The sequence below is a fragment of the Rhizobium phaseoli genome, assembly GCF_001664385.1.
GTDB classification, from domain to species: Bacteria; Pseudomonadota; Alphaproteobacteria; order Rhizobiales; family Rhizobiaceae; genus Rhizobium; species Rhizobium phaseoli.
This window is the reverse complement of sequence record NZ_CP013532.1, coordinates 1926293-1947923: the sequence shown is the minus strand read 5'-3', so window position 1 is coordinate 1947923 and position 21631 is coordinate 1926293. Positions and strand designations below refer to the sequence as shown.

At 61.8% G+C, this 21631-nt stretch carries 22 protein-coding genes and 1 tRNA gene; 4 read left to right on the top strand and 19 right to left on the bottom strand.

Annotation, left to right across the window (positions count from 1 at the left end; genetic code table 11):
* Positions 1–67: 67 nt before the first annotated feature.
* From tig to AMC88_RS09465, 4 genes are all read right to left on the bottom strand, one after another.
* A complete protein-coding gene (gene tig / locus AMC88_RS09480; RefSeq protein WP_004678834.1) occupies positions 68–1555 on the bottom strand; it encodes a trigger factor in 1488 nt (495 codons plus the stop codon).
* Between the two features lie 203 nt (positions 1556–1758).
* Positions 1759–1843, bottom strand: a tRNA-Leu gene (locus AMC88_RS09475).
* A gap of 152 nt (positions 1844–1995) precedes the next feature.
* Positions 1996–2586 (bottom strand): GDYXXLXY domain-containing protein, encoded by a 591-nt coding sequence (locus tag AMC88_RS09470; protein ID WP_016732904.1) that lies wholly within the window; start codon positions 2584–2586, stop codon positions 1996–1998.
* Complete coding sequence (locus tag AMC88_RS09465) at positions 2583–3686, bottom strand: DUF2157 domain-containing protein (RefSeq protein WP_064825183.1); 1104 nt, start codon at positions 3684–3686, stop codon at positions 2583–2585. Before AMC88_RS09465 ends, AMC88_RS09470 begins: the two co-directional genes overlap by 4 nt.
* An 897-nt stretch (positions 3687–4583) precedes the next feature.
* On the opposite strand from AMC88_RS09465, the gene AMC88_RS09460 reads away from it, so the two are divergent.
* The 3 genes from AMC88_RS09460 (at position 4584) to trmFO (ending at position 6702) form a co-directional block, all read left to right on the top strand.
* Positions 4584–4730, top strand: a complete 147-nt coding sequence (locus AMC88_RS09460; protein WP_004678838.1) for a DUF1127 domain-containing protein — start codon at positions 4584–4586, stop codon at positions 4728–4730.
* Between the two features lie 299 nt (positions 4731–5029).
* Entirely contained in the window at positions 5030–5173 is a 144-nt protein-coding gene (locus AMC88_RS34655) for a DUF1127 domain-containing protein (protein WP_004678841.1), read from the top strand.
* 98 nt (positions 5174–5271) lie between these two features.
* Positions 5272–6702, top strand: coding sequence for a methylenetetrahydrofolate--tRNA-(uracil(54)-C(5))-methyltransferase (FADH(2)-oxidizing) TrmFO (trmFO, locus tag AMC88_RS09450; RefSeq protein WP_064825182.1), 1431 nt, complete (start codon positions 5272–5274; stop codon positions 6700–6702).
* Between the two features lie 9 nt (positions 6703–6711).
* On the opposite strand, the gene AMC88_RS09445 is transcribed toward trmFO, so the two are convergent.
* The 5 genes from AMC88_RS09445 to yajC form a co-directional block, all read right to left on the bottom strand.
* Complete coding sequence (locus tag AMC88_RS09445) at positions 6712–7179, bottom strand: hypothetical protein (RefSeq protein WP_064825181.1); 468 nt, start codon at positions 7177–7179, stop codon at positions 6712–6714.
* 70 nt (positions 7180–7249) lie between these two features.
* On the bottom strand, positions 7250–8107 hold the full coding sequence (locus AMC88_RS09440; protein WP_064825180.1) for a phytoene/squalene synthase family protein: 858 nt from the start codon (positions 8105–8107) through the stop codon (positions 7250–7252).
* 2 nt (positions 8108–8109) lie between these two features.
* Entirely contained in the window at positions 8110–8496 is a 387-nt protein-coding gene (locus AMC88_RS09435) for an Mth938-like domain-containing protein (RefSeq protein ID WP_012483608.1), read from the bottom strand.
* A gap of 4 nt (positions 8497–8500) precedes the next feature.
* A complete protein-coding gene (gene secDF / locus AMC88_RS09430; RefSeq protein ID WP_064825179.1) occupies positions 8501–11041 on the bottom strand; it encodes a protein translocase subunit SecDF in 2541 nt (846 codons plus the stop codon).
* 44 nt (positions 11042–11085) lie between these two features.
* Positions 11086–11433 carry a preprotein translocase subunit YajC gene (gene yajC / locus AMC88_RS09425; protein ID WP_004678848.1) on the bottom strand — a complete coding sequence of 116 codons (348 nt, stop codon included), beginning with the start codon at positions 11431–11433 and terminating at the stop codon, positions 11086–11088.
* 203 nt (positions 11434–11636) lie between these two features.
* Here yajC and AMC88_RS09420 point away from each other — a divergent pair, with 203 nt between their 5' ends.
* On the top strand, positions 11637–12509 hold the full coding sequence (locus AMC88_RS09420) for an ATP-binding protein (RefSeq protein WP_064825178.1): 873 nt from the start codon (positions 11637–11639) through the stop codon (positions 12507–12509).
* Between the two features lie 85 nt (positions 12510–12594).
* On the opposite strand, the gene AMC88_RS09415 is transcribed toward AMC88_RS09420, so the two are convergent.
* The 10 genes from AMC88_RS09415 to nagZ form a co-directional block, all read right to left on the bottom strand.
* Positions 12595–14184: a M23 family metallopeptidase gene (locus AMC88_RS09415; RefSeq protein WP_016732897.1), complete on the bottom strand. Its 1590-nt coding sequence runs from the start codon at positions 14182–14184 to the stop codon at positions 12595–12597.
* A gap of 139 nt (positions 14185–14323) precedes the next feature.
* Positions 14324–14977, bottom strand: coding sequence for a protein-L-isoaspartate(D-aspartate) O-methyltransferase (locus AMC88_RS09410; RefSeq protein WP_010025231.1), 654 nt, complete (start codon positions 14975–14977; stop codon positions 14324–14326).
* Entirely contained in the window at positions 14974–15747 is a 774-nt protein-coding gene (gene surE, locus AMC88_RS09405) for a 5'/3'-nucleotidase SurE (protein WP_004678859.1), read from the bottom strand. The genes AMC88_RS09410 and surE overlap by 4 nt, the downstream gene beginning before the upstream one ends.
* Before the next feature lie 4 nt (positions 15748–15751).
* The gene (gene serS / locus AMC88_RS09400; protein ID WP_012483603.1) at positions 15752–17035 is read right to left on the bottom strand and encodes a serine--tRNA ligase; all 1284 of its coding nucleotides are present in this window, start codon (positions 17033–17035) and stop codon (positions 15752–15754) included.
* Positions 17036–17131: 96 nt separating this feature from the next.
* Positions 17132–17959, bottom strand: coding sequence for a twin-arginine translocase subunit TatC (tatC, locus tag AMC88_RS09395; protein ID WP_012483602.1), 828 nt, complete (start codon positions 17957–17959; stop codon positions 17132–17134).
* Complete coding sequence (tatB, locus tag AMC88_RS09390; protein WP_012483601.1) at positions 17956–18582, bottom strand: Sec-independent protein translocase protein TatB; 627 nt, start codon at positions 18580–18582, stop codon at positions 17956–17958. Before tatB ends, tatC begins: the two co-directional genes overlap by 4 nt.
* 51 nt (positions 18583–18633) lie before the next feature.
* Positions 18634–18825, bottom strand: a complete 192-nt coding sequence (locus AMC88_RS09385; protein WP_012483600.1) for a twin-arginine translocase TatA/TatE family subunit — start codon at positions 18823–18825, stop codon at positions 18634–18636.
* 187 nt (positions 18826–19012) lie between these two features.
* Positions 19013–19717 (bottom strand): SMC-Scp complex subunit ScpB, encoded by a 705-nt coding sequence (scpB, locus tag AMC88_RS09380; RefSeq protein WP_012483599.1) that lies wholly within the window; start codon positions 19715–19717, stop codon positions 19013–19015.
* Positions 19714–20571, bottom strand: a complete 858-nt coding sequence (locus AMC88_RS09375) for a segregation and condensation protein A (protein WP_029531141.1) — start codon at positions 20569–20571, stop codon at positions 19714–19716. The genes scpB and AMC88_RS09375 overlap by 4 nt, the downstream gene beginning before the upstream one ends.
* Positions 20572–20589: 18 nt before the next feature.
* Positions 20590–21603 carry a beta-N-acetylhexosaminidase gene (gene nagZ, locus AMC88_RS09370; protein WP_041683873.1) on the bottom strand — a complete coding sequence of 338 codons (1014 nt, stop codon included), beginning with the start codon at positions 21601–21603 and terminating at the stop codon, positions 20590–20592.
* Positions 21604–21631 lie beyond the last annotated feature (28 nt).

Genomic DNA, 21631 nt, shown 5'->3' with positions numbered 1-21631 from the left:
GATGGCCAAAAAAGAAAAGGCCCCGCGCGAGTGGCGGGGCCTTTCAAACGTCTGAACCGAGAAGCGATTATTCGGCGCTTTCGTCGGCTGCCTTCTTCTTCGGAGCAGCCTTCTTCTTCGGAGCGGCGGCTTCCTCGCCTTCGCCAGCCTCGGCGGCTTCGGTCTTGGCGGCAGCCTTCTTCTTCGGAGCGGCCTTCTTGGTCTCGGCCTTGGCTTCACCTTCGTCCTCGGCGAGCAGCTCTTCCTTCGTTACCTTCTTGTCGGTGACGTCGATTTCGGTCAGCAGGTGATCGATGACCTTCTCTTCGAAGATCGGCGCGCGGATCGAAGCGGCGGCACCCGGCTGGCTGCGGAAGAATTCGAGGATCTGCTTTTCCTGGCCGGGATACTGGCGCAGCTGGTCGTAGATGGCGCGCTGCATCTCGTCTTCGGTCACTTCGACGCCGGCCTTTTCGCCGATTTCGGAGAGGACGAGGCCGAGGCGGACGCGACGCTCTGCGAGCGTCTTGTACTCCTCACGGGCCTTCTCTTCGGTCGTGTCTTCGTCCTCGAAGGTCTTGCCGGACTGGGCGAGGTCGTTGTTCACCTGGCTCCAGATACCGTTGTATTCGGCGTCGACGAGCGAAGCCGGGGTCTCGAACTTATACATCTCGTCGAGCTGGTCGAGGATCTGACGCTTCAGCTTCTGGCGGGTCAGCGAGCCGTACTGCGATTCGATCTGGCCGCGGACGATCTCCTTCAGGCGGTCGGCGGATTCGATGCCGAGCTTGGAGGCGAGTTCGTCGTTGATTTCGACAGCGCCGGGGGCTGCGACATCCTTGACCGTGATGTCGAAGGTCGCTTCCTTGCCGGCGAGGTTCTTGGCCGGGTAGTCAGCCGGGAAGGTGACGGTGATGGTCTTCTCTTCGCCGGCCTTGACGCCGACGAGCTGGTCTTCGAAGCCCGGGATGAAGCGGCCGGAACCGATCACCAGCTCGGCGCCCTGGTCGGTGCCGCCTTCGAAGGCTTCACCGTCGACCTTGCCGACATAATCCATGGTGACGCGGTCGCCGTTGGCGGCCTTGCCGGTCTTGCTCTCGTAGGAACGGGCGCTTTCGGCAACCTTGAGGACCTGCTCGGTGACTTCGTCATCCGAGATGTCGATGACTTCGCGCGTGACCTTGATGCCCTTGACCGACTTCAGTTCGATCGGCGGCAGCACTTCATAGGAAAGCGTGAATTCGAAATCCTGCTGCGCGGAGAGGATCTTGTCGGCTTCATCCTTGTCTTCCGTCATGGCGATTTCCGGCTGCGTGGCCGACTTTTCGCCGCGGCTGGACAGGATGGCGGTCGGCTGTTCGCGGACGATCTCGTTGACGAGCTCGGCCATGATTGACTTGCCATAGACCTTCTTCAGGTGAGCTGCGGGGACCTTGCCCGGACGGAAGCCGTTGATGCGGATCTTGTCCTTCACATCGGCAAGACGCTCATTCATCTTGTCTTCCATGTCCTTGGCCGGGATAACGACCTTGATTTCGCGCTTCAGCCCTTCAGCGAGCGTTTCGATAACCTGCATGTCTTCCTACCTTCATGTCGTGGCGGCCGTGCCCAGACGCCGTTCGTTTCCTTGAGCACGACGCCGGCTGCGTGCCGCGCGTGGCTTTTCCCAATTCCTGTATCATTCCGCCAAAAGGGGAACGGCACTCACTTCCGAGTATTCGGAACAACCTTCGGTCATTCGGGGACAACCAAGTTCTTAGTCTCCCCCTGCAAACAGCCTGGTGCGGGTAGAGAGACTTGAACTCCCACGCCTTGCGGCACCAGAACCTAAATCTGGCGTGTCTACCAATTTCACCATACCCGCGTCCACAGAACCGCATGCCTATGCCTGCGCATGAGGCCTTCCGGAGCGCGGCGTCTCTATATCACCCGATTTGGTCGAGGCAAAGGAAAAATGAACGGCAAATGACAGGGATTTGCGGCCTAAAAGCGCCCCTGCCCCGAAGGCTTGCGGGATCAGTAAAGCGGCTCGTCGTAAACCGGCTTGCCATCGACGAGCAGGCTGCGGATCTGCGCGCTTCCATCAGGCGAGACGCGCACCGCGATGGCGACGTTGCCGTCATTGCGGGCCTCCTCCAGCGGTTTACCCTGACCTTCGGGGACGTAATAGCGCTCGATGCCGTATTCGACGCGGATGCTGTCGCCCGCAGCCAATCCGCCACTATAAAAGGGCTGGCTACGCAGGATCACCGTCTCCGGCTGCGGCGGCAGCCTTTGGAAGGACGATTCGGTCACCGTCCAGAAACCGTCCGCCTGCTTTTTCAACCGGACCCACAGCGTGCGCTCGCCCGGCTCGGCCGGAATGCCGCCGGAAACCGTCTGCACCGGCACCGAGGAAATGTCGTAGTTCAGGACGACATAATCGCCGCGCAGGAAATCGCGCGGATCGACCGGCGCCGTCTTCAGCAGCACTTCGGCGCCATTGCCGAGAATCGACGCCCGGCTCTGGATGATCATGCCGAGGATTATGGTCTGCAGGCCGGCGACGATGACCGCCGAAAGCAGGTAGCCCTTGCCGGACTGCAGCCTTGCCATCAACGAACTCATGCGCGCGCCTCCCGTGAATTTGCGGAAAAGCGCCGCTCGAGACGGATGACAATCCAGGCGACCAGCGCGACCACGAGACCGGAAAACAGGAAAAGGCTCGACGTGCCGAGGATCGAACCGACGGTGACGGAAGCGAGATAGAGCATCTCCGCGGCAAAAGTCGTATAGGCGAGGTAACGCACGGCGCCATTGTTCCTGCCATGCAGCGCGATCGCCAGCACGGCGGCGGCAAGTGTCGCCAGACCGAGCACGACCAGGCGCCATCCCTGCTCGATCTCGACATGCAGGAGCAGGAAGCCGATTGCGGCGACCAGGAAGCTGTAGAAAGCCGGGGCCGCGCCGGCACTCCTGACCAGTGGCGCGATACGGGGATGCGGCAATGCTGTCAGCACGACGCCCGCCATGCCGCCGACGGCGAAGGCGAGCGCCACCGCGATCTCCTCATAAAGCGTGTAGAGCCATGCAAGCCAGCCGATCAGCAGCAAATAGGCGAGATGGCGCGCCCGCGCAGCGCCGGTGTAACGCACCAACGCAATGACGATCACCGCCATGACGGGCGCCATCCAGGGATCAAGCCCGATCCAATGCGTATCATGGTTCTCGAGATATACGGCGAAGGACGCCCAGGAGAGAAAGCCGGCAACGACGACCACCGCGCCCGAACGGAACAGGATCGCCGAGATCGTCGCGATGGCGAACCAGAGATACATCACCGTCTGCTCGTCGCCGGAGAGATGATACATCTGCCCGACCAGCGAAATGGCGCCGCCAAAGCTCATCGCGCCGATGACCAGCAGTCCGCCTGCGGCGGCTGCCGCACCACGGGCAAGCATCAGGGCGGCGGCAATATGAACCGCCCAGATCAGCGCGAGGATGGCGCCGACGCGAACGAGGCGCGGAATGGCCTCCCAATTGGAGGCGACTACCAGCAGAACGGCAGCAGCAAGCAGCACCGCCGCCAGCGCCATCAGCACCCGGCCGAGGCTGAAGCTGGCCGGGCGACCGTCATATTCGGCGAGAAGCGCGCCGGCCGTTTCCTCTCCAAGCAGACCCTTGCCCACCCAGAGCGAGAGATCCCGCTCCAATCTGCCGCGATACATGCTTCCACCCCTCAGTTCCGCGACGCTCGCTCCGGCGCTGCGGCTACCGACATTTATAGACGCAGCAGGCGGCTTCGCAAACGCCTCAGCGTCAAATATGCAAATTCCTCATTGGTCTAATTTGGGCCAGATGTTAACCGGGCGCTAACGTCGGAACCGCTAATATGAGCATATGAAGGAACAGGTATGCATGTTTCGCATACCAATCATGTATTTATTGCACTGCAAAATACCAATTAGTCATACTATTTAATGGCCTATCGAAGCACGGGATGGCGCCCCGGCCCGGCACTGCCGGACGCCCGCGGATTATTGGTCCGTGACGAGATTCGCAGCCGCGCACTCCTCCTCCCAAGCGCGCTGTGATGGACTGGCAACACTCCTCCTCCCAGTTGCCAGTCACTATAATGCGCCCGCCGGATCCTCCCCCGGCGGGCGTTTTATTTGATGACAATATATTACGTAAGTTCAAGGCGTTAGCATAAGCGGGGCGGGCTGCGCCGTGCCACCGGGAAAGCAAGGTCCACCGGAGTTTTCTTCGCCCCAAGCCGCAGCGCCGCATTCGTGATCGCGCCGCTTTGCGGGCCATCGCAACGACTGACAGCTTGTCGAACCGGCGACGAACCGGCTGTCCAGCGCATAACCCGCCAGAGGCTGGGGTATTTCCTCGTCGCAACCTCGCGCCACTTCAAAAGTCGAGTACTCCCTCAAGTCACTTTGCCTATTCGTTGGCCACACTGCGGTAACATTGTGTAAAGCATTGCATATGCCGCATAGGTGACCTGAAAACTTGGCTGTTTTCCTTCTTCGCACCGCAACATATATTCCGGTCATCAAATAGAGGTCAGCGCCGATGGGTGGCTGCTGGCAGATCAAACCCTCGGAAAGGGGCTTAACATGAACATCACTCGCTCTTTCAACAACTGGCGCAAGTATCGTCAGACGGTCACCGAACTCGGCCGCATGACCAACCGCGAATTGCATGACCTCGGCATCGACCGTTCGGACATCCATCGTGTCGCCCGCGAAGCATCTTCGCGTTAATTCAAAGGATTCTGCTTCCTCCCGAGCAGATCCGCCTAAGCTTAAAACGCCCGCTGTACCGCAGCGGGCGTTTTCGTTTATGGCGATTGCCGGTCGTCCCGGTTGCAGGATCTTTCCGATTCCTTGGCTCGCTCAAAAAATGTTCACCGCTTATTTCTCAAGCATCATATTGCACAATTGCATGGCAGACGCCTTTTATTTGCACTGCACAATGAGAGGGTTTTCGCCTATATAAACATCAACCGCAGAGAGACAGGCGATCCCGCCGTCCAGCGGACATTTGTTCGAGGAAGATGACAATGAACCCGATCCGCATTGCAAAGAGCTGGCTCAGCTACCGCCGTACACTCAACGAACTTGGCAGCCTGTCGAACCAGACCCTATCCGACATCGGCGTCAGCCGCTACGACATCCGCAATATCGCATCTCGCTCGTTCCGCTAACAGCGGGAACCGGCACGATGCTTCAAGACGGCGCCATCAGGGCGCCGTTTTTGATTCCAGGTGTTGGATCGTATCTGCCGACATGATATCAGCCCGGAATGAACACGATCTCCTATCCTCCTATTCACGTCGTCGGCGGCGGGCTTGCCGGTTCGGAAGCCGCCTGGCAGATCGCCAGCTCCGGCGTTCCCGTCATTTTGCATGAAATGCGCGGCGTGCGCGGCACGGATGCGCACAAGACCGATGGTCTCGCCGAACTCGTCTGCTCCAATTCCTTCCGGTCCGACGATGCGACCAGCAATGCCGTCGGCGTCATCCATGCGGAGATGCGTATGGCAGGCTCGCTGATCATGGCTGCCGCCGACCGCCACCAGGTGCCGGCCGGCGGCGCGCTCGCCGTCGATCGCGACGGCTTTTCCGAAGCTGTGACCAAGGCAATCCACGATCACCCGCTGATCACCGTCGTGCGCGAGGAAATCACCGGCCTGCCGCCGCGCGACTGGGACCTCGCCATCGTCGCCACCGGGCCTCTGACGGCGCCGTCACTTGCCAGCGCCATCCAGGCGCAGACGGGCGAAGATTCGCTCGCCTTCTTCGACGCCATCGCGCCGATCGTCTACCGCGACAGCATCGACATGGATATCTGCTGGTACCAGTCGCGCTACGACAAGGTCGGCCCCGGCGGCACGGGCAAGGATTACATCAACTGCCCGATGGACGAGGCGCAATACAATGCCTTCGTCGACGCTTTGATCGCTGGCGACACTGTCGGCTTCAAGGAATGGGAAGGCACGCCTTATTTCGACGGCTGCCTGCCGATCGAAGTGATGGCCGAGCGCGGACGCGAGACGCTGCGCCACGGACCGATGAAGCCGATGGGGCTGACCAACGCGCATAATCCGACAGTCAAGGCCTATGCCGTCGTGCAACTGCGCCAGGACAATGCGCTCGGCACGCTCTACAACATGGTCGGTTTCCAGACGAAGCTGAAATACGGCGCGCAGGCGGAAATCTTCCGGATGATCCCAGGCCTGGAAAATGCGGAATTCGCCCGCCTCGGCGGTCTGCATCGCAACACCTACATCAACTCCCCGACACTGCTCGATCCGTCGCTGACGCTGAAGTCGCGGCCCGGCCTGCGCTTTGCCGGCCAGATCACCGGCTGCGAGGGTTATGTGGAAAGCGCCAGTGTCGGGCTGATGGCCGGCCGTTTTGCCGCCGCCGAACGCAAAGGCGAAGCGATCTTGCTGCCGCCGGCGACGACGGCGCTCGGGTCGCTGCTCGGTCATATCACCGGCGGCCACATCGTCACCGACGAAGAGCCCGGCAAACGCTCGTTCCAGCCGATGAACATCAATTTCGGGCTGTTTCCGGAGCTTGAGCCCGGCTCGATCGTCAAGCCCGAAGGCGTCAAGCGCTTCCGCGGCAAGGATAAGACAATCATGAAACGGCAGTTGATCGCGCGTCGTGCGCTTGCGGACTGCGCCGCCTGGCTCGGCCAGACACCGAGGTTTGCCGAAAGCGCCTGAGCAGCTGCCCTACTGCTTGTTGGCCGCCGATATATGGCCGGCAGGCAGGTCCTTGTCCGGCTCGGCGATGTAGTTGCCGAGCAGCCACAACGCAACTTCGGAAGCCTCCTTCGGTGAAGCGAACTCGAATTTTCCGTTGTGATTGGGCGCATCGAGAAATTCGATCGCCAGCCCCCTGCCCGTCTCCGAGCTTACCACGCGCACACGGCCGGGCTCGATCAGATGGCAGGAGAAGTGGCGCGCCATGTTGCGCATCAACCCGGCCTTGTTGTCGTGGAGACGCACGAAGATCGCCTGGCCGTTCTCAGTCGCCTGCAACTGGCGGATCGCCTCGTTGGGAAACGCGCGGCCGAACTCGATAATGGCGAGACCGGTGTCGTGCAGGCTGTCTTCCTTGTTTTGCGCCGCCATGCGCGTTGCCACGAAGGCAATGAAAATGACGATGGCGAAAAGGACGCACCAGACGATAATGCCCACGCCGAGTCTCCGTTCAAAGGGTAGGGTTGAGACCTTGTAGCGCGCGAGACTTGCGCGAATTTGACCGATATCAGATTTTCCTGCGCGCTGCAGCCAGCGCCATTGCGAGCTGGCGGCGCCACTGCGGCGGCTGCAGCGACCGGTCGAACAGTTGGGCGCCACGTCTCTGTGCCTTGAGGAGCACCGGTTCGGCCAGCGTGGCCGGCAGGAAGGCCGGAAACACGGCTGGCGCAATCGGTCCCGCCCCCCTTGCCTTTGCCAGATGCTCGCGGCCGAGGCCGGCGAAGGCCTCGACGGCGGCGGCGATGCGCGGCCGGTCTTCGCCGGCGAGGAAGCTATCGCGGTCGAGCCCTGTGGCCGAAAGGATCTGCAGCGGAATATAGAGCTGGCCACGGCGACGATGCAGCGGCATCAAAAGCAGCAGGCCGGCAATCGCCTGGGCGACGCCGGCGTGGCCGGCCGCATCCGCCGATCGTGCTGCGTCCTGCGGCGAAAGCACGAGGTTTGCAAGCTGGATCAGCGCGGAGGCGGTTTCGCCGGCATAGCCTTCGAGCGACAGGCGGGTTTCCATCGGGTCGTCATAGAGGTCGAAGGTGCGGGCCTCGATCATGTCGACCAGCGTCTTGCGCGGCAGGCGGTGGGTTTCGATCGCCGTGAGAAGCGCGGCGGCGACGGGATTGGCCGCCGTCGAACCATGCGCGCTGCCTTCCAGCAGGTCGCGCCAATATTGCATGCGCACCTCGGCTGGCAGCGGCTCGTGCACCAGGTCGCGAATGCGGGCGAGCTCGGCATTGAATGCGTAAAGCGCCGCAAGCGCACCGCGCTTGTCCTGCGGCGATAGGAGGCAAGCGAGATAGCGGTCGCGATCACTGTCGCGCAGCATCGCCAGGCAGATATCCTGGTTCGTCGCAATATTTTCTTCCGCCATCGTCAGACCGCAATCAATGCCGCCGCGACGGCGCGCTGCTCGGCGAGCATGATGTTGAAGGTGCGCACTGCGGCACCCGTGCTCATCGGATCGGAGGCGATGCCGCGCGCCTTCAGCGCCTGCTTCAATTCCTCGGGCAGACGGCGAAGCTCGGTTCCTGTGCCGACGAGCAGAACCTCGATAGCGGCGGCCTCGTCCAGCACGCGACGAAAGTTTTCAGGCGACAGCGGCTTCGACATGTCCATGTCCCAGCCATGAATGCCGGAGGGCAGGCAAAGGATCGAGCCGCGATGCGACATGTCGGCAAAACGGAAACCGCCATTGCCGTAAGTATCGATCGGGGCGCGCCCGGGAAAATGCGCGGCGCGGATTTCTATGCCTTTGGCCATGTTTTCAAACCACCGTGCCGGATTTTACACCGGCATCCGTCTTGTTGCTCTCCTCCCCGTCGGGGCTCTCCGGCCGCAGCCGGAAGACGATCAGCACGGGAGCGGCGATATAGATCGAAGAGAAAGTGCCGAGAGCGACGCCGAAGAGCATCGCAAAGGCGAATGAGCGCATGACGTCGCCGCCGAACAGGTAGAGCGCCAGCAAGGCAAGCAGCGTCGTCGCTGCCGTCAGGACGGTGCGCGACAGCGTCTGGTTGATCGAGGCATCGATCAGGATCGGCAGCGGCATCTTCGTGTATCGCTTCAGGTTCTCGCGCATCCGGTCATAGACGACGACAGTGTCGTTCAAGGAATAGCCGACAATCGTCAGGACCGCGGCGATGCTCGTCAGATTGAATTCGATGCCGGTCAGCACGAAAAGCCCCAGCATGATGATGACGTCGTGCAGCGTTGCGATGATGGCGCCAACGGCGAACTGCCACTCGAAGCGGATCCAGATGTAGAGCAGGATTGCAGCGAGCGCGGCAGCGATGCCGAGCGTCGCCATCATCGTCAATTCGCCCGAGATGGCGGGGCCGACGACCTCGACGCGGCGGAAATCATAATCCGCCTCGAGCTCGCCGCGCACCAGCGTCGCTGCCGACTGCTCGGCATTCTCTCCGCCGCCCTGGGAGGCGATGCGGATCCGCGCATTCGCCGGGCCGCCGGTGCGTTCGACCCCGACCTCACCGAGATTGAGATCGTTGAGGCGCGATCTGAGATCGGCGATGTCGGCATTGCCCTGTTTCGCCGTCACCTCGATGAGCGAGCCGCCGGTGAAGTCGATGCCGAGCTGCAGGCCGACGGTGGCAAAAGCCGCCATGGCGATCAGCGAGATCGCCGCCGACGCGGTGAAGACATAGCGGCGGATCCCCATGAACCGGATATTGGCATGCTCGAAGAGATGGGTGAGGACGCTCTTCGGCAGGTGTCGGGGGTGGCGTCGCGCCAGCCAGACGGCGACGATCGAGCGGGTCAGCGTGAATGCCGTGAAGACGGTCGTCAGAATGCCGACCGCCAGCGTCACTGCGAATCCACGAATGGCCTCACTCCCGAGGAAAAAGAGAATAACGGCGGCGATAAAGATCGTGACATTCGCATCGACGATCGTCGCAAAGGCACGCGAGAAACCGCGACCGACGGCCTCGGCAAAGGAATGGGCGGTTTTCTCTTCTTCGCGGATGCGCTCGTAAACCAGCACGTTCGAATCAACCGCCATGCCGACGATAAGAACGATGCCGGCAATGCCAGGCAAGGTGAGCGTCGCGCCGGCAAGGCTGAGCGCCGCGATTATGAGGATCAGATTGAAGAAGAGCGAAACGACAGCAATGACGCCGAGGATGCGGTAGAGCGCGATCATCAGCGCTGCGACCAACACGACGGCGACGAGGCCGGCAACAAAGCCGGAGACGATGGATTCGCCGCCGAAGGTCGGGCTGACGCTGCGCTCCTCGACGCTCGTCAGCGTCGCCGGCAAGGCGCCGGCGCGCAGCATCACGGCAAGGTCGCGAACACCGTCTTCGGAGAAATTCGCAGAAATCCGGCCCTCGCCGTTGGTGATGGCGGCATCGATGGCAGGCGCCGACATGACCTGATCGTCGAAGACGATGGCAAGGTGCTTGCCAATATTCTGTCCCGTCACCTCAGCCAACCGCTTGGTGCCTTCGGCATCGAGACGATAGGCGATGGAGGTATCCTGCGTCTGCGGATCGACGACCGGCTGGATATCGACCATGTTGCCGGCGCTGGCGAAAGCCGTGCGATCGACAAGATAGGGAACCGGCGGATCGTCCAGCGAATAGAGCACTTGCGATGTCGCCGGCCAGCGGCCGTTCAGCGCCTCCTGCCCCGACATGCTTTCATCGATCAAATGAAAAGAAAGCTTGGCCGGCTGGTTGAGGAGATTCTTCAGCCGCTCGGCATCGACCGATCCCAGCACCTGTACGGTGATCCGGTCATCGCCCTCGGGACGAACGAGGAAATTCTCGTAGCCGAATCCGGCGATGCGGCGGCCGACAATATCGAGCGACCGGGTCCGGGCGGAGGCAACATCAGCGGTAATGTCGGCGTCGGAAATCTGCAGCGAAAGCTGCCCTTCGCCGCCCTGCTGCAGCGTGAGCTCGGACGCGGAATCTCTGCCGGTCGTCGTCAGGGATTTCAGACGATCGACAGCTTTCTGCGTCTCAGCAGGATCGGTGATCCGGACACTAACGATCCGGTCGTTGCCGGTCAGCCCGGTATAGCGGATGCCGGCGCCGCGCAGCGCGTTGCGCACATTCGCGACTGCCTCTTCCAGGCGATCCTTGACGATATCGGAACGCTCGACCTTCAGAACGATTTGCGAACCGCCCTGCAGATCGAGTCCGAGCATTACGCGATCGTGTCGCAGCCAGTCCGGCAGCGAGGCACGCTGTGCCTCGCTCAGCAGATTGGGCGCAGCGATGACGACGGCCGCAAACGCAACCAGCCAAATCAGAAGTGTTTTCCAGCGGGAAAAATGCAACATTCTCTCGACGATCTTCCGATCCGGCGGTTTGCCGCTATCGCTTGTTACGCCGCGTCGGCCTTGACAGGTTCACCCTTGACACGAACTTCCGAAATGCCACTGCGGACGATGCGCACGCGCACACCTTCGGCAATCTCGACTTCGACTTCCTTGTCGTCGACGACCTTCGTCACCTTGCCGACGAGACCGCCGCCGGTCACGACCTGGTCGCCGCGACGGATCGCCTTCAGGGTTTCCTCACGCTTCTTGGCCTGCGCGCGCTGCGGACGGATCAGCAGGAAGTACCAGACGACCATCAGCGGCACGAACAGAATGATCATTTCGAAACCGGAGCCGCCGAAACCGGTTGCGGTATCGGTCGCACTCTGGGCGAATGCCGGGGTGATGAACATGCTAAACTCCTCAGGCTTGGCGGCGGAACTGCGCCTCATTTTTCAGGTTGCCGGACTATAGTTGCCGCTTCGATGAATGCAACAGAAACAGCCGGAAACAGTACCGATTCCGCTGCCTCATAACCTTTCCGGCGACAAAACGCCATGCTACCCCGCATCGAAAGATAAAGCGGATTGCCGCAGCAAGAAATCAGGAGCTTGCGATGACCCAGGAAATCAACACCGCCCTGCTTGGCGAGCTCAAACGGCTCGCTGATGCCGTCCAGCGCCTTGCCGGACCGGCACCCGCCGTCAACGACTGGGACGCGGCCGATTGTTTCGTCTGGGCGCCGCAGCGCCAGCATCTGCAACCCGTCAAGAAACCCAACCGGGTGGCGCTGAAACTCATCCGCGGCGTCGACCATGTGCGCGATATCCTGCACGAAAATACGGTGCGTTTCGCCGAAGGTTATGCGGCCAATAACGTTTTGCTCTGGGGTGCGCGCGGCATGGGCAAATCATCGCTGGTCAAGGCCGTGCACGAGGATGTCAGGCGCGAAAGCGGGGTCGCGCTGAAACTGGTCGAAGTTCACCGCGAGGATATTGCCAGCCTTCCCAACCTGCTTGACCTCCTGAAGGACACGCCGTACCGCGTGATCATCTTCTGCGACGATCTCTCCTTCGATCACGACGACACCGCCTACAAGTCGCTGAAGGCGGCGCTCGACGGCGGCGTCGAAGGGCGGCCGGACAATGTGCTCTTCTACGCCACCTCGAACCGGCGCCATCTGCTGCCGCGTCACATGATGGAAAACGAACAGTCGACGGCGATCAATCCGTCCGAAGCCGTCGAGGAGAAGGTTTCGCTGTCCGATCGTTTCGGCCTCTGGCTCGGATTTCATAAATGCAGCCAGGAAGATTATCTCGGCATGATCGACGGCTATGCCGATCACTTCAAGCTCGGGCTCGCGCGCGACACACTGCACGCCGAGGCGCTGGAATGGGCAACGACGCGCGGTGCGCGCTCGGGCCGCGTTGCCTGGCAATACATTCAGGATCTGGCGGGGCGCATGCGCGTTCATATCGACCGGGCGTAGACAGCCTCCGGTTCGATGCAAGACGGTCCAAAATGACAAAAGCCCGGCGGGTGGCCGGGCTTTTGCGCTTCCTGGTACGCTCTACCTATTCCAGGAAAGTCATCGGGTTGACCGGAGACGCGTCCTTGCGCACCTCGAAATGGACCTGCGGCTGCTTGACGTCGCCGCTCATGCCGGACACGGCGACGGTCTGCCCGCGCTGGATCTTTTGGCCGCGGGCAACGCTCAGCGTGTCGGCATTGCCATAGACGGTGACGGTACCGTCGTCGTGACGGACGAGAACCGTATTGCCGAGTTCCTTCAGGCCGTTGCCGGCATAGATGACGACGCCGTTTTCGGCTGCCTTGATCGGCGTGCCCTGCGGAACCGAGATATCGATGCCGTCATTGCGGCTGCCGTTGACGTTGGCGCCATAGGCGGCAATGACCTGGCCGCGTACCGGCCAGCGGTATTTGCCGATGCCGGTCGATTCCGGCGCGTCGGAGCTGACGTCGGCCTTCTTCTCGACCTCGTCGACGGTCTGGGTGGCGGCCGGCGCCTTATAGGGCGCGGGCTGAACGGACGCCGTCTGCTGGGCAGGCGCCGGATCAGCCGGTTTCGACTCGACCTTCTCAGCCGGGATCGAGGCGGTCTTGATCGTGTCGGTTTTGCCGTTCGGGATCTTCAGGGCCTGGCCGACACGCAGCGAGCTCGCCGAGATATTGTTGGCGGCCTTGAGATCGTCGATATTGGCGCCGGTCGCCTTGGCGATCTTTGCCAGCGAATCGCCCTGCTTGACCACATAAGTACCGGCGGCCGCCTTCGGATCCCTGCCAGCGCCGGCGGGAACCTTTGCGGCCGGATCGGCACTCGCCATGGTCTTGTCGCGGGCGGAATTGGCGCCAGGGACGACGGCCACCTTCTGCTCCGGCGCCTTGGCCGGCTCCGGCATATTGCCGGGCTTGGCAAGATCGGCGGCCTGCGACGCCGCCTTGGCGGCATTGCCGCCATTGAAGGTCGGGATCAGGATCGCCTGGCCGGGTTGAGCGGCAGAGGCGGTTTTCAGATTGTTGATGCGCAGGATTTCTTTTTCCGGAACACCAAAGCGCCGGGACAGCGTGGCGATGTTTTCACCCGGGCGCAGCGTCACCGAAGGTGCATTGGTCGAGGACCAGCCGGAAATCTTCGGCGTCGTGCCTGTTGTCAACGAATCGGGCGTTGCCTTCGGTGCCGCCGGCGCCATGAGCCGCGGCTTTTGAGCCTGCGGCGAAGCCGGGAATGGTTGGGCCAGCGCCACTTCCTTTTCCCGCTGGCGGGATGGCGCGACAGCCGTCGGCGCGGCAAGTTCGGAACGCTGGATCGAGACCGGCGAAGAAGCCAGGCGTGCGCTGGACGGACGGACCGGCTCGTAACCCGGGTTCGCCGGATAGGGCTGGTTCATCGCATTGTTGCCGCCGTAGCCGGACTGGCTGGCGACGGCCGAACCGCCGAGATCGGCGCGCGGCACCGGATCGCCCTGAACGCCGCCCCGGCGCGGAATGGAACTTGTGGTGATCTGGTCCTGCCCGGAGGAGGAAAACAAACCGCCAAACCGTGTCACATCGGAACTGCAGCCCGTTGCGGCACTCGCCAGCAGGCCCACAACCAGAAGATTACCGGCCGACTTACCGAACTTCGGCGAAAGACTGAAACGCATTGACTCGACCCACTGAGAACGCAACCATTTGTGAGTCTATTAAAACGCGTTAGTATTACCACGCGGTTAAGATGCTGGAATCAGAGCGATATTTTTGGGAAGTTGATAACCATAGCTTACGGGTGAAAAATCGCAGTGCCTACAGCAGCGAGGCAAGACGCGGAACGATCGGCAGATAAGGGGCTTCGAACAGTTCCTCGCGTTCGAAACGGCTGCCGGTTTTCGTCAACCGCACCATGCGACATTCGTTTTCGGAAATCATCAGCGGCGCGATCATCGAGCCGCCGGAAACGAGCTGGTCGGTATAAAAGCGGGGCATCGCGTTGAAGGCCGCCGTCACCAGGATACGGTCGAACGTGCCCTCGCCCTGCATACCGGCGCTGCCGTCGGCATGGCGGATGACGACGTTGCGCAGACCAAGCGATTCCATGCGCCGCTGCGCTGCCGATGTCAGCGTCTTATAGCGGTCGATCGACAGCACACGCTCGGCCAGGCGGCCCATGACGGCGGCGGTGAAGCCGCTGCCGGTACCGATTTCCAGGACCCGCTGGCCCGGCTTTAGCTTCAGGTGATGGAGGATGCGGACGACAAAATCGATGCCTTCTAGAAAGGAACCGCATTCGATCGGAATCGTGCGGCTCGAATAGGCATCGTCGGCAAATTGAGCCGGCACGAACAGCGAGCGCTGCGTCTGCTCGACCGCCGTCAGCAGATCGAGGTCGGAGATGCCTTCGGCACGTAATCTGAGGACGAGCGCCGCAAAGCCCTCCTTCTCCGCCAGTCTTGCCGTCAAACCTGTGCTCCGTATCCCAGGGCCCGCGCCACGCGGTCCGTCACGGAATAATCGGTCAAATCCAGTTTCAAAGGCGTTACCGAAATCTTGTTATGCTTCAGAGCGTGAATATCGGTGCCTTCGATGAAGGCGCCGGCGCGTTCGCCGAATTTCAGCCAGTAATAGGGAAAGCCGCGGCCGTCGGAGCGGGCATCAACCTGCAGATTGAAGGCAAGCTTGCCCTGCATAGTCACTTCGGCACCGTCGACCTCGCCGGGACGGCAGTTTGGGAAGTTGAGATTGAGGAACGTGCCCTCCGGCAGGTCCAGATCCATCAGCTTTTCCAGAAGAGCCGGGGCATGCGTCTCGCAGACTTCCCAAGGCACGATGCGTGCGCCGTCCTCATAGAGATAGGCCTGGCTGAGTGCGAAGGAGCGCACGCCCTGCATCGTGCCTTCGATGGCGCCGGCGATCGTGCCGGAATAGGTCACGTCGTCGGCGACGTTCGAGCCTGAATTGACGCCGGAGAGAACGAGATCGGGCTTGATGTCCATCACCTGACGGATGCCCATGATGACGCAATCGGTCGGCGTGCCGCGCAAGGCGAAATGCTTGTCGGAGATTTTGCGCAGCCGCAGAGGTTCGGAGAGGCTCAGCGAATGGGCAAGACCGCTCTGGTCCGTCTCGGGCGCCACGATCCAGACGTCGTCCGATAGCGTACGGGCGATCCGCTCCAGCGCGGCCAAGCCTTCCGCATGAATGCCGTCGTCATTCGTAAGCAGGATGCGCATCGCCTCAGGCCGCCCGTTCGATCTTGGTCAGTCCGCCCATATAAGGCAGCAAAACGTCCGGAATCGTGACGGAACCATCCTCGTTCAAATAATTTTCGAGGACAGCGATCAGGCAGCGGCCGACGGCGGTGCCGGAGCCGTTCAGCGTGTGGACGAACCTATTGGTCTTGTCGTCCTTGCCGCGGTAGCGCGCATTCATGCGACGGGCCTGGAAATCGCCGCAGACCGAGCAGGAGGAGATTTCACGGAAAGCATTCTGCCCCGGCAGCCAGACTTCGAGATCGTAGGTCTTACGCGAGCCGAAGCCCATGTCGCCGGTGCAAAGCGTCATGGTGCGGAAATGCAGACCGAGGCGCTTCAGCACCTCCTCCGCACAGGCGGTCATCCGCTCGTGCTCGGCAATGGCGCTATCGGCATCGGTGATCGAGACGAGTTCGCATTTCCAGAACTGGTGCTGGCGCAGCATGCCGCGGGTGTCGCGGCCGGCCGAGCCCGCTTCCGAACGAAAGGACGGCGTCAATGCAGTGAAGCGCAGCGGCAGCTTTTCCTGCTCGAGGATTTCCTCGCGCACCAGATTGGTCAGCGTCACCTCGGCAGTCGGGATGAGATACCGGTCGTCCGTCGTCTTGAAGAGATCCTCTTCGAACTTCGGCAGATTGCCGGTGCCGAACAGCGCTTCAGCGCGAACCATCAACGGCGAGCTGACTTCGGTATAGCCGTGCTCGCGGGTGTGGAGATCGATCATGAACTGGCCGAGCGCGCGTTCGAGCCTGGCGAGCGGTCCGGTCAGAACGGTGAAACGCGAACCAGACAGTTTGGCGGCTCGCTCGAAGTCCATGTAGCCGAGCGCCTCGCCGATTTCGAAGTGCTCCTTCGGCGTGTGGTTCCAGCGCGGCTTTTCGCCGACAGTGCGGGTGACGACATTGTCATGCTCGTCCTTGCCGACCGGGACGTCGTCGAAAGGAATGTTCGGGATGCGCGACAGCGCGTCGTTGAGTTCGGCCGTCAGCTGACGGTCCTCTTCTTCGATTGCCGGCAGCAACGTCTTCAGCTCGGCGACCTCAGCCTTCAGCTTCTCGGCGAGCTCGCCGTTCTTCTGGGCCATCGCCGCACCGATCTCCTTGGAGGCGAGATTGCGGCGGGACAGCATGTCCTGCGCCTTCTGCACAGCGGAGCGGCGCTTTTCATCGAGGGCGACGAGACTTTGAGCCTGAGGTTCCGCGCCGCGCTTGGCAAGGGCGGCGTCGAGCGCTTCGGGATTCTCACGGATCCATTTGATATCGAGCATCGTCGTTCCAGTCGTTGCAACAGAAGTGACCCGGCCAAAGCCTGACCGGGCTTCGACCGGATGAGACGGCGTAAATGAAGGGATTTCCGGATGACCTCAGACGCTGTCCGTCTTGGCAACGTCCGCGGATCCGCTGTCCTTTTCGACCGCCTCCCGGGCACGCTGGCGCTCGACGAGTCGCGCAGCATGGATGGAAATCTCGTAGAGAAGGATCGTCGGTATCGCAAGGCCGATCTGAGACATCGGGTCCGGCGGCGTCAGCACGGCGGCGACGACGAAGGCAAGCACGATGGCGAACTTGCGCTTTTCGGCGAGCCACTGCGACGTCAGCAGGCCGACGCGGGCAAGCAGCGTGGTGATGACAGGCAACTGGAAGACGAGGCCGAAGGAGAAGACCAGCGTCATGATCAGGCTCAGATATTCCGAGACCTTCGGCATCAGCGAGATCGCCACCTCGTCATGCCCCGGCGCCTGCTGCATCGACAGGAAGAACCACATGACCATCGGCGTGAAGAAGAAATAGACGAGTGCCGCGCCCATCAGAAACAGGACCGGCGAAGCGATCAGGAACGGCAGGAAGGCCTGGCGCTCGTTCTTGTAAAGGCCGGGCGCCACGAACTTGTAGACCTGGGCGGCAATGATCGGAAACGCGACCACCAGGCCGCCGAACATGGCGACCTTGACCTGGGTGAAGAAGAATTCCTGCGGCGCGGTGTAGATCAGCTGAGCCTTTTCGACGTCGAGATGCGCCCACTCCACCGCCGTCTTGTAGGGAATGACCAGATAGTTGAAGAGATGCTTGGCAAAAAAGAAGCATGCGATGAAGGCGACGAAAAACGCGCCGATCGACCAGATCAGCCGCGTGCGCAGCTCCATCAGGTGCTCGATCAGCGGCTGCGGCTTGTCTTCGATATCACCGCTCATGCCTCGTCCTTCTTCTTCGTCTGCGCAGGCTTCTTCGGGGTTGCAGGCTTTCTGGCAACCGTCGTTCGTTTCGGCTTTTCGGCAGGCGGGTTTTCCACCGGCGCGGCAATGGCAAATGCGGCCTTATCCGAAGCCTTAGGGCGCGGCTTGCGCGGAGCCTTCGGCTTGGCGGCAACCGTATCGGCCGCGACGGATGCTGCGGCGGCGGGTTCCGGCGCTGGAGCCGGCGTCGGCACCAGCGGCGGCGTTTCCGGCAGGCTCATCGATGGCGTCGGGGTGGATATTGCAGCCGGCGGCACTTCGGTCTTGTTCTCAGAGGGCGTGCTTGCTTTCTGCAGGTCGGCCTTGATCTCGTTGCCCATCTGGCGAAGGGGGTTCATTGCCTCGCGCAGGCTGTTGACCGGATTGAGCTTCTGGGCGTCGCCGATCGCCTGGCGGACATCGTCGAGCTCTGCCTCGCGCAGCGCTTCGTCAAACTGCGCGCGGAACTCACCCGCCACCTTGCGGGCGCGCTGCGTCATCTTGCCGAAAGCGCGCAGCATCGGCGGCAAATCCTTGGGACCGACAACGACGATCAGTACGACCGCGATGACCAAAAGCTCGGTCCAGCCAATATCGAACATGCAAGGCTCCTGGACGGGAAGCGCGGGGGCTGCGCTCTTTCCCGGACTTGATTACTTCGTTTCGTCGGCCTTGTGATCGACGGTCTTTGCCGTGTCCGGCGCATCGTCGTCGGTCATGCCCTTCTTGAAGCTCTTGATGCCCTTGGCGACATCGCCCATCAGTTCCGGGATCTTGCCGCGCCCGAACAACAACAGCACGATGACCAGAACGATCAACCAGTGCCACATGCTAAAAGAACCCATCATTTGCGCTTACTCCCTTTATTCGATGTTCCCATGATGTAAGAATTTACGACACCGTTTCCAACATCAAGCCCTTTGAACTGCGCTTAATGTCACGGTATTGCCCTTTGTGACAAGTCACAGACCCGCCGAAAAATGGTGGGCACCATTGTTTTCGTCATGCATGGCAAAAGCAAGACGAAGTCCTTCAATCCTCGGCGGTAGAACGCGGGGCGAGCAACCCAAGTTCTTCAAGATCCATCTGGGTAATGGGGTCTTCGTCCTCGCTCAGCTCGTCGTTCATCAATGGCGAGGGAATATTGAAATTCGCCGGAATGCGGCCTGACAGCAGGCCAGCGCCCTTCAATTCTTCGAGACCGGGCAGATCGCGCAGCTCCTCGAGGCCGAAATGGTCGAGAAAATCGCGCGTCGTGCCTAATGTCACCGGCCGGCCCGGCGTGCGCCGGCGACCGCGAAACCGTACCCAGCCCGCTTCCATCAGCACGTCGAGCGTGCCGCGCGATGTCTGCACGCCGCGGATATCCTCGATTTCGGCGCGCGTCACCGGCTGGTGATAGGCGATGATCGACAGGACTTCCAGCGCGGCACGCGACAGCTTCTTCACCTCGTTTTCATCGCGGCGGATGACAAAGGAGAGATCGGCGGCAGTGCGGAAGGCCCAGGCCCCCTCGATCTGCACGAGATTGACGCCGCGCGGCGCATATTGCTCCTTCAGGCGCAGCATGATCTCGCGCACGTTGGCATTCCTGGGAAGGCGCTCGGCGAGGAAGACTTCCGCGACCGGCTGCGACGAAGCGAAGACCAGCGCCTCGGCGATGCGCTCGGCCTCGATCTCGGCCTGCAGATCGCGGCCCTCTTCCTCGAAATCCTCTTCGCCCTTCAGATCGATCAAGCCGGCCGCTCCTGTTCCACCACCTGCAGCGTCGCATGTTTCGGTCCGCGGCGCATATAGATCGGCTGAAAGGCTCCGTCCTGGCGGATTTCGAGCTTGCCCTCGCGCACCAGCTCCAGCGAGGCGGCAAAGGCGCTGGCGATCGCCGTGACACGTTCCTCGGGCGCCGCGAGATAACGCAGCAGATAATGCTCCATCGCCGTCCAGTCGCCGACCTCGCCGATCATCTGAGTCAGTAGCTCGCGCGCGTCGGTCAACGACCAGACATTGCGTCTCTCGATCGTCACCTGGGTGATGGCGTGGCGCTGGCGCAGCGCCGCATAGGCGGTCAGGAGATCGTAAAGGCTCGCCACATAAGCCGATTGCTGCCGGTCGGGAATATGCTCGGGCGCGCCGCGCGCGAAGATATCGCGGCCGAGGCGGTTGCGGTTGACGAGGCCTTCGGCCGCCTGGCGCATGGCTTCGAGGCGTTTCAGGCGGAAAGCCAGCGTTGCCGCCATCTCCTCGCCCGAGGGGCCATCATCCTTGACCTGCTGGGGGATGAGCAGCCGCGACTTGAGATAGGCAAGCCAGGCCGCCATGACGAGATAGTCGGCGGCAAGCTCGATGCGGATCCGCCGGGCGCTTTCAACGAACTGCAAATATTGCTCGGCAAGCGCCAGCACCGAAATGCGCGACAGGTCGACCTTCTGGTTGCGGGCGAGATAGAGCAACAGGTCAAGCGGACCTTCGAAACCGGCGACGTCGATCACCAGCGCCGGCTCGTGGCTGGCGCGCTCGGCGCCGTTGTCCTGCCACAGCTTGTCCATCGGCGTTGCCGCCTGCGGACGCTCCGTGCCCTTGACCGTGTTCACCATCCTGCTCCTCTGCGATCACACGATTGCAAACATCGCTTCGAATTCCGCTCTCAACTCCGCCTCATCGGCGCCATCCGGCGCGGCGAAGCCCGCTTCCACCGCTTTCGTTCGGGCGAGCGACGCACCGGCGAGCGGCGGAACATTTGCCACCACATCCCGCATCTCGTCCATATGGCCATTGCAATGCAGCATGATATCGCATCCGCCTGCAATGATATTCGCCGCACGCTCGCCGATCGTGCCGGAAAGAGCGTTCATCGAACTGTCGTCGGACAGCAGCAGACCGCCGAAGCCGATATGCTCGCGGATGACGCCGTCGATCACCTTGCGTGAGGTCGTCGCCGGATTGTCAGGATCGATGGCGGTGAAGACGACGTGGCAGGTCATCGCCATCAACTCGTCCTTCATCGCGACGAAGGGCGGGAAATCATGGGCTTCCAGTTCATCGCGCGAGACGGTGACGACCGGCAACTCCAGATGGGAATCGGCAAAACCGCGGCCGTGGCCGGGCATATGCTTCATCACAGGCAGCAGGCCGCCGGCCTTCAGCCCTTCGGCAGCCGCGCGGCCCATCGCGATGACGGTCCCGGGATCACCGCCATAGGCACGGTCGCCGATCACGTTGCTGCTGCCTTCGACCGGCACGTCCAGCACCGGCAGGCAATCGACATCGATGCCAAGCTTCGAGAGGTCGAAGGCGTGCAGCCGCGACATAACCCAGGCGGCGCGCAGCCCAAGCGCCGGGTCACGGCGATAGAGATCCCCGAGGGCTTGACCCGAGGGATAGCGCGCCAGCACAGGCGGACGGATCCGCTGGACGCGGCCGCCTTCCTGGTCGATCAGTACCGGCGCATGCCAGCCGACGCTGTCGCGCAGCTCGGCGACGAGATCGGCGATCTGCGAGGCTTCGGAGATGTTGCGCCCGAAGAGGATGAAGCCCCAGGGCCGTTCGCCCCGGAAGAACGCCTTCTCTTCGGATGTGAGGGCAAGGGCGCTGCAGCCAAGGATCATCGCTTTTGATTCGGTCATTTGAAAATCATAGATGGCGGCCCGCCAA

Excerpts from the sequence above, each read along its gene's own strand:
- secDF (WP_064825179.1), bottom strand. The coding sequence starts at position 11,041 with ATGTTGCATTTTTCCCGCTGGAAAACACTTCTGATTTGGCTGGTTGCG.
- AMC88_RS09420 (WP_064825178.1), top strand. The coding sequence starts at position 11,637 with ATGACCCAGGAAATCAACACCGCCCTGCTTGGCGAGCTCAAACGGCTC.
- serS (WP_012483603.1), bottom strand. The coding sequence starts at position 17,035 with ATGCTCGATATCAAATGGATCCGTGAGAATCCCGAAGCGCTCGACGCC.
- AMC88_RS09435 (WP_012483608.1), bottom strand. The coding sequence starts at position 8,496 with ATGGCCAAAGGCATAGAAATCCGCGCCGCGCATTTTCCCGGGCGCGCC.
- AMC88_RS09415 (WP_016732897.1), bottom strand. The coding sequence starts at position 14,184 with ATGCGTTTCAGTCTTTCGCCGAAGTTCGGTAAGTCGGCCGGTAATCTT.
- trmFO (WP_064825182.1), top strand. The coding sequence starts at position 5,272 with ATGAACACGATCTCCTATCCTCCTATTCACGTCGTCGGCGGCGGGCTT.
- tatC (WP_012483602.1), bottom strand. The coding sequence starts at position 17,959 with ATGAGCGGTGATATCGAAGACAAGCCGCAGCCGCTGATCGAGCACCTG.
- AMC88_RS09465 (WP_064825183.1), bottom strand. The coding sequence starts at position 3,686 with ATGTATCGCGGCAGATTGGAGCGGGATCTCTCGCTCTGGGTGGGCAAG.
- AMC88_RS09460 (WP_004678838.1), top strand. The coding sequence starts at position 4,584 with ATGAACATCACTCGCTCTTTCAACAACTGGCGCAAGTATCGTCAGACG.
- tatB (WP_012483601.1), bottom strand. The coding sequence starts at position 18,582 with ATGTTCGATATTGGCTGGACCGAGCTTTTGGTCATCGCGGTCGTACTG.
- tig (WP_004678834.1), bottom strand. The coding sequence starts at position 1,555 with ATGCAGGTTATCGAAACGCTCGCTGAAGGGCTGAAGCGCGAAATCAAG.
- AMC88_RS34655 (WP_004678841.1), top strand. The coding sequence starts at position 5,030 with ATGAACCCGATCCGCATTGCAAAGAGCTGGCTCAGCTACCGCCGTACA.
- AMC88_RS09385 (WP_012483600.1), bottom strand. The coding sequence starts at position 18,825 with ATGGGTTCTTTTAGCATGTGGCACTGGTTGATCGTTCTGGTCATCGTG.
- nagZ (WP_041683873.1), bottom strand. The coding sequence starts at position 21,603 with ATGACCGAATCAAAAGCGATGATCCTTGGCTGCAGCGCCCTTGCCCTC.
- AMC88_RS09440 (WP_064825180.1), bottom strand. The coding sequence starts at position 8,107 with ATGGCGGAAGAAAATATTGCGACGAACCAGGATATCTGCCTGGCGATG.
- yajC (WP_004678848.1), bottom strand. The coding sequence starts at position 11,433 with ATGTTCATCACCCCGGCATTCGCCCAGAGTGCGACCGATACCGCAACC.
- surE (WP_004678859.1), bottom strand. The coding sequence starts at position 15,747 with ATGCGCATCCTGCTTACGAATGACGACGGCATTCATGCGGAAGGCTTG.
- AMC88_RS09470 (WP_016732904.1), bottom strand. The coding sequence starts at position 2,586 with ATGAGTTCGTTGATGGCAAGGCTGCAGTCCGGCAAGGGCTACCTGCTT.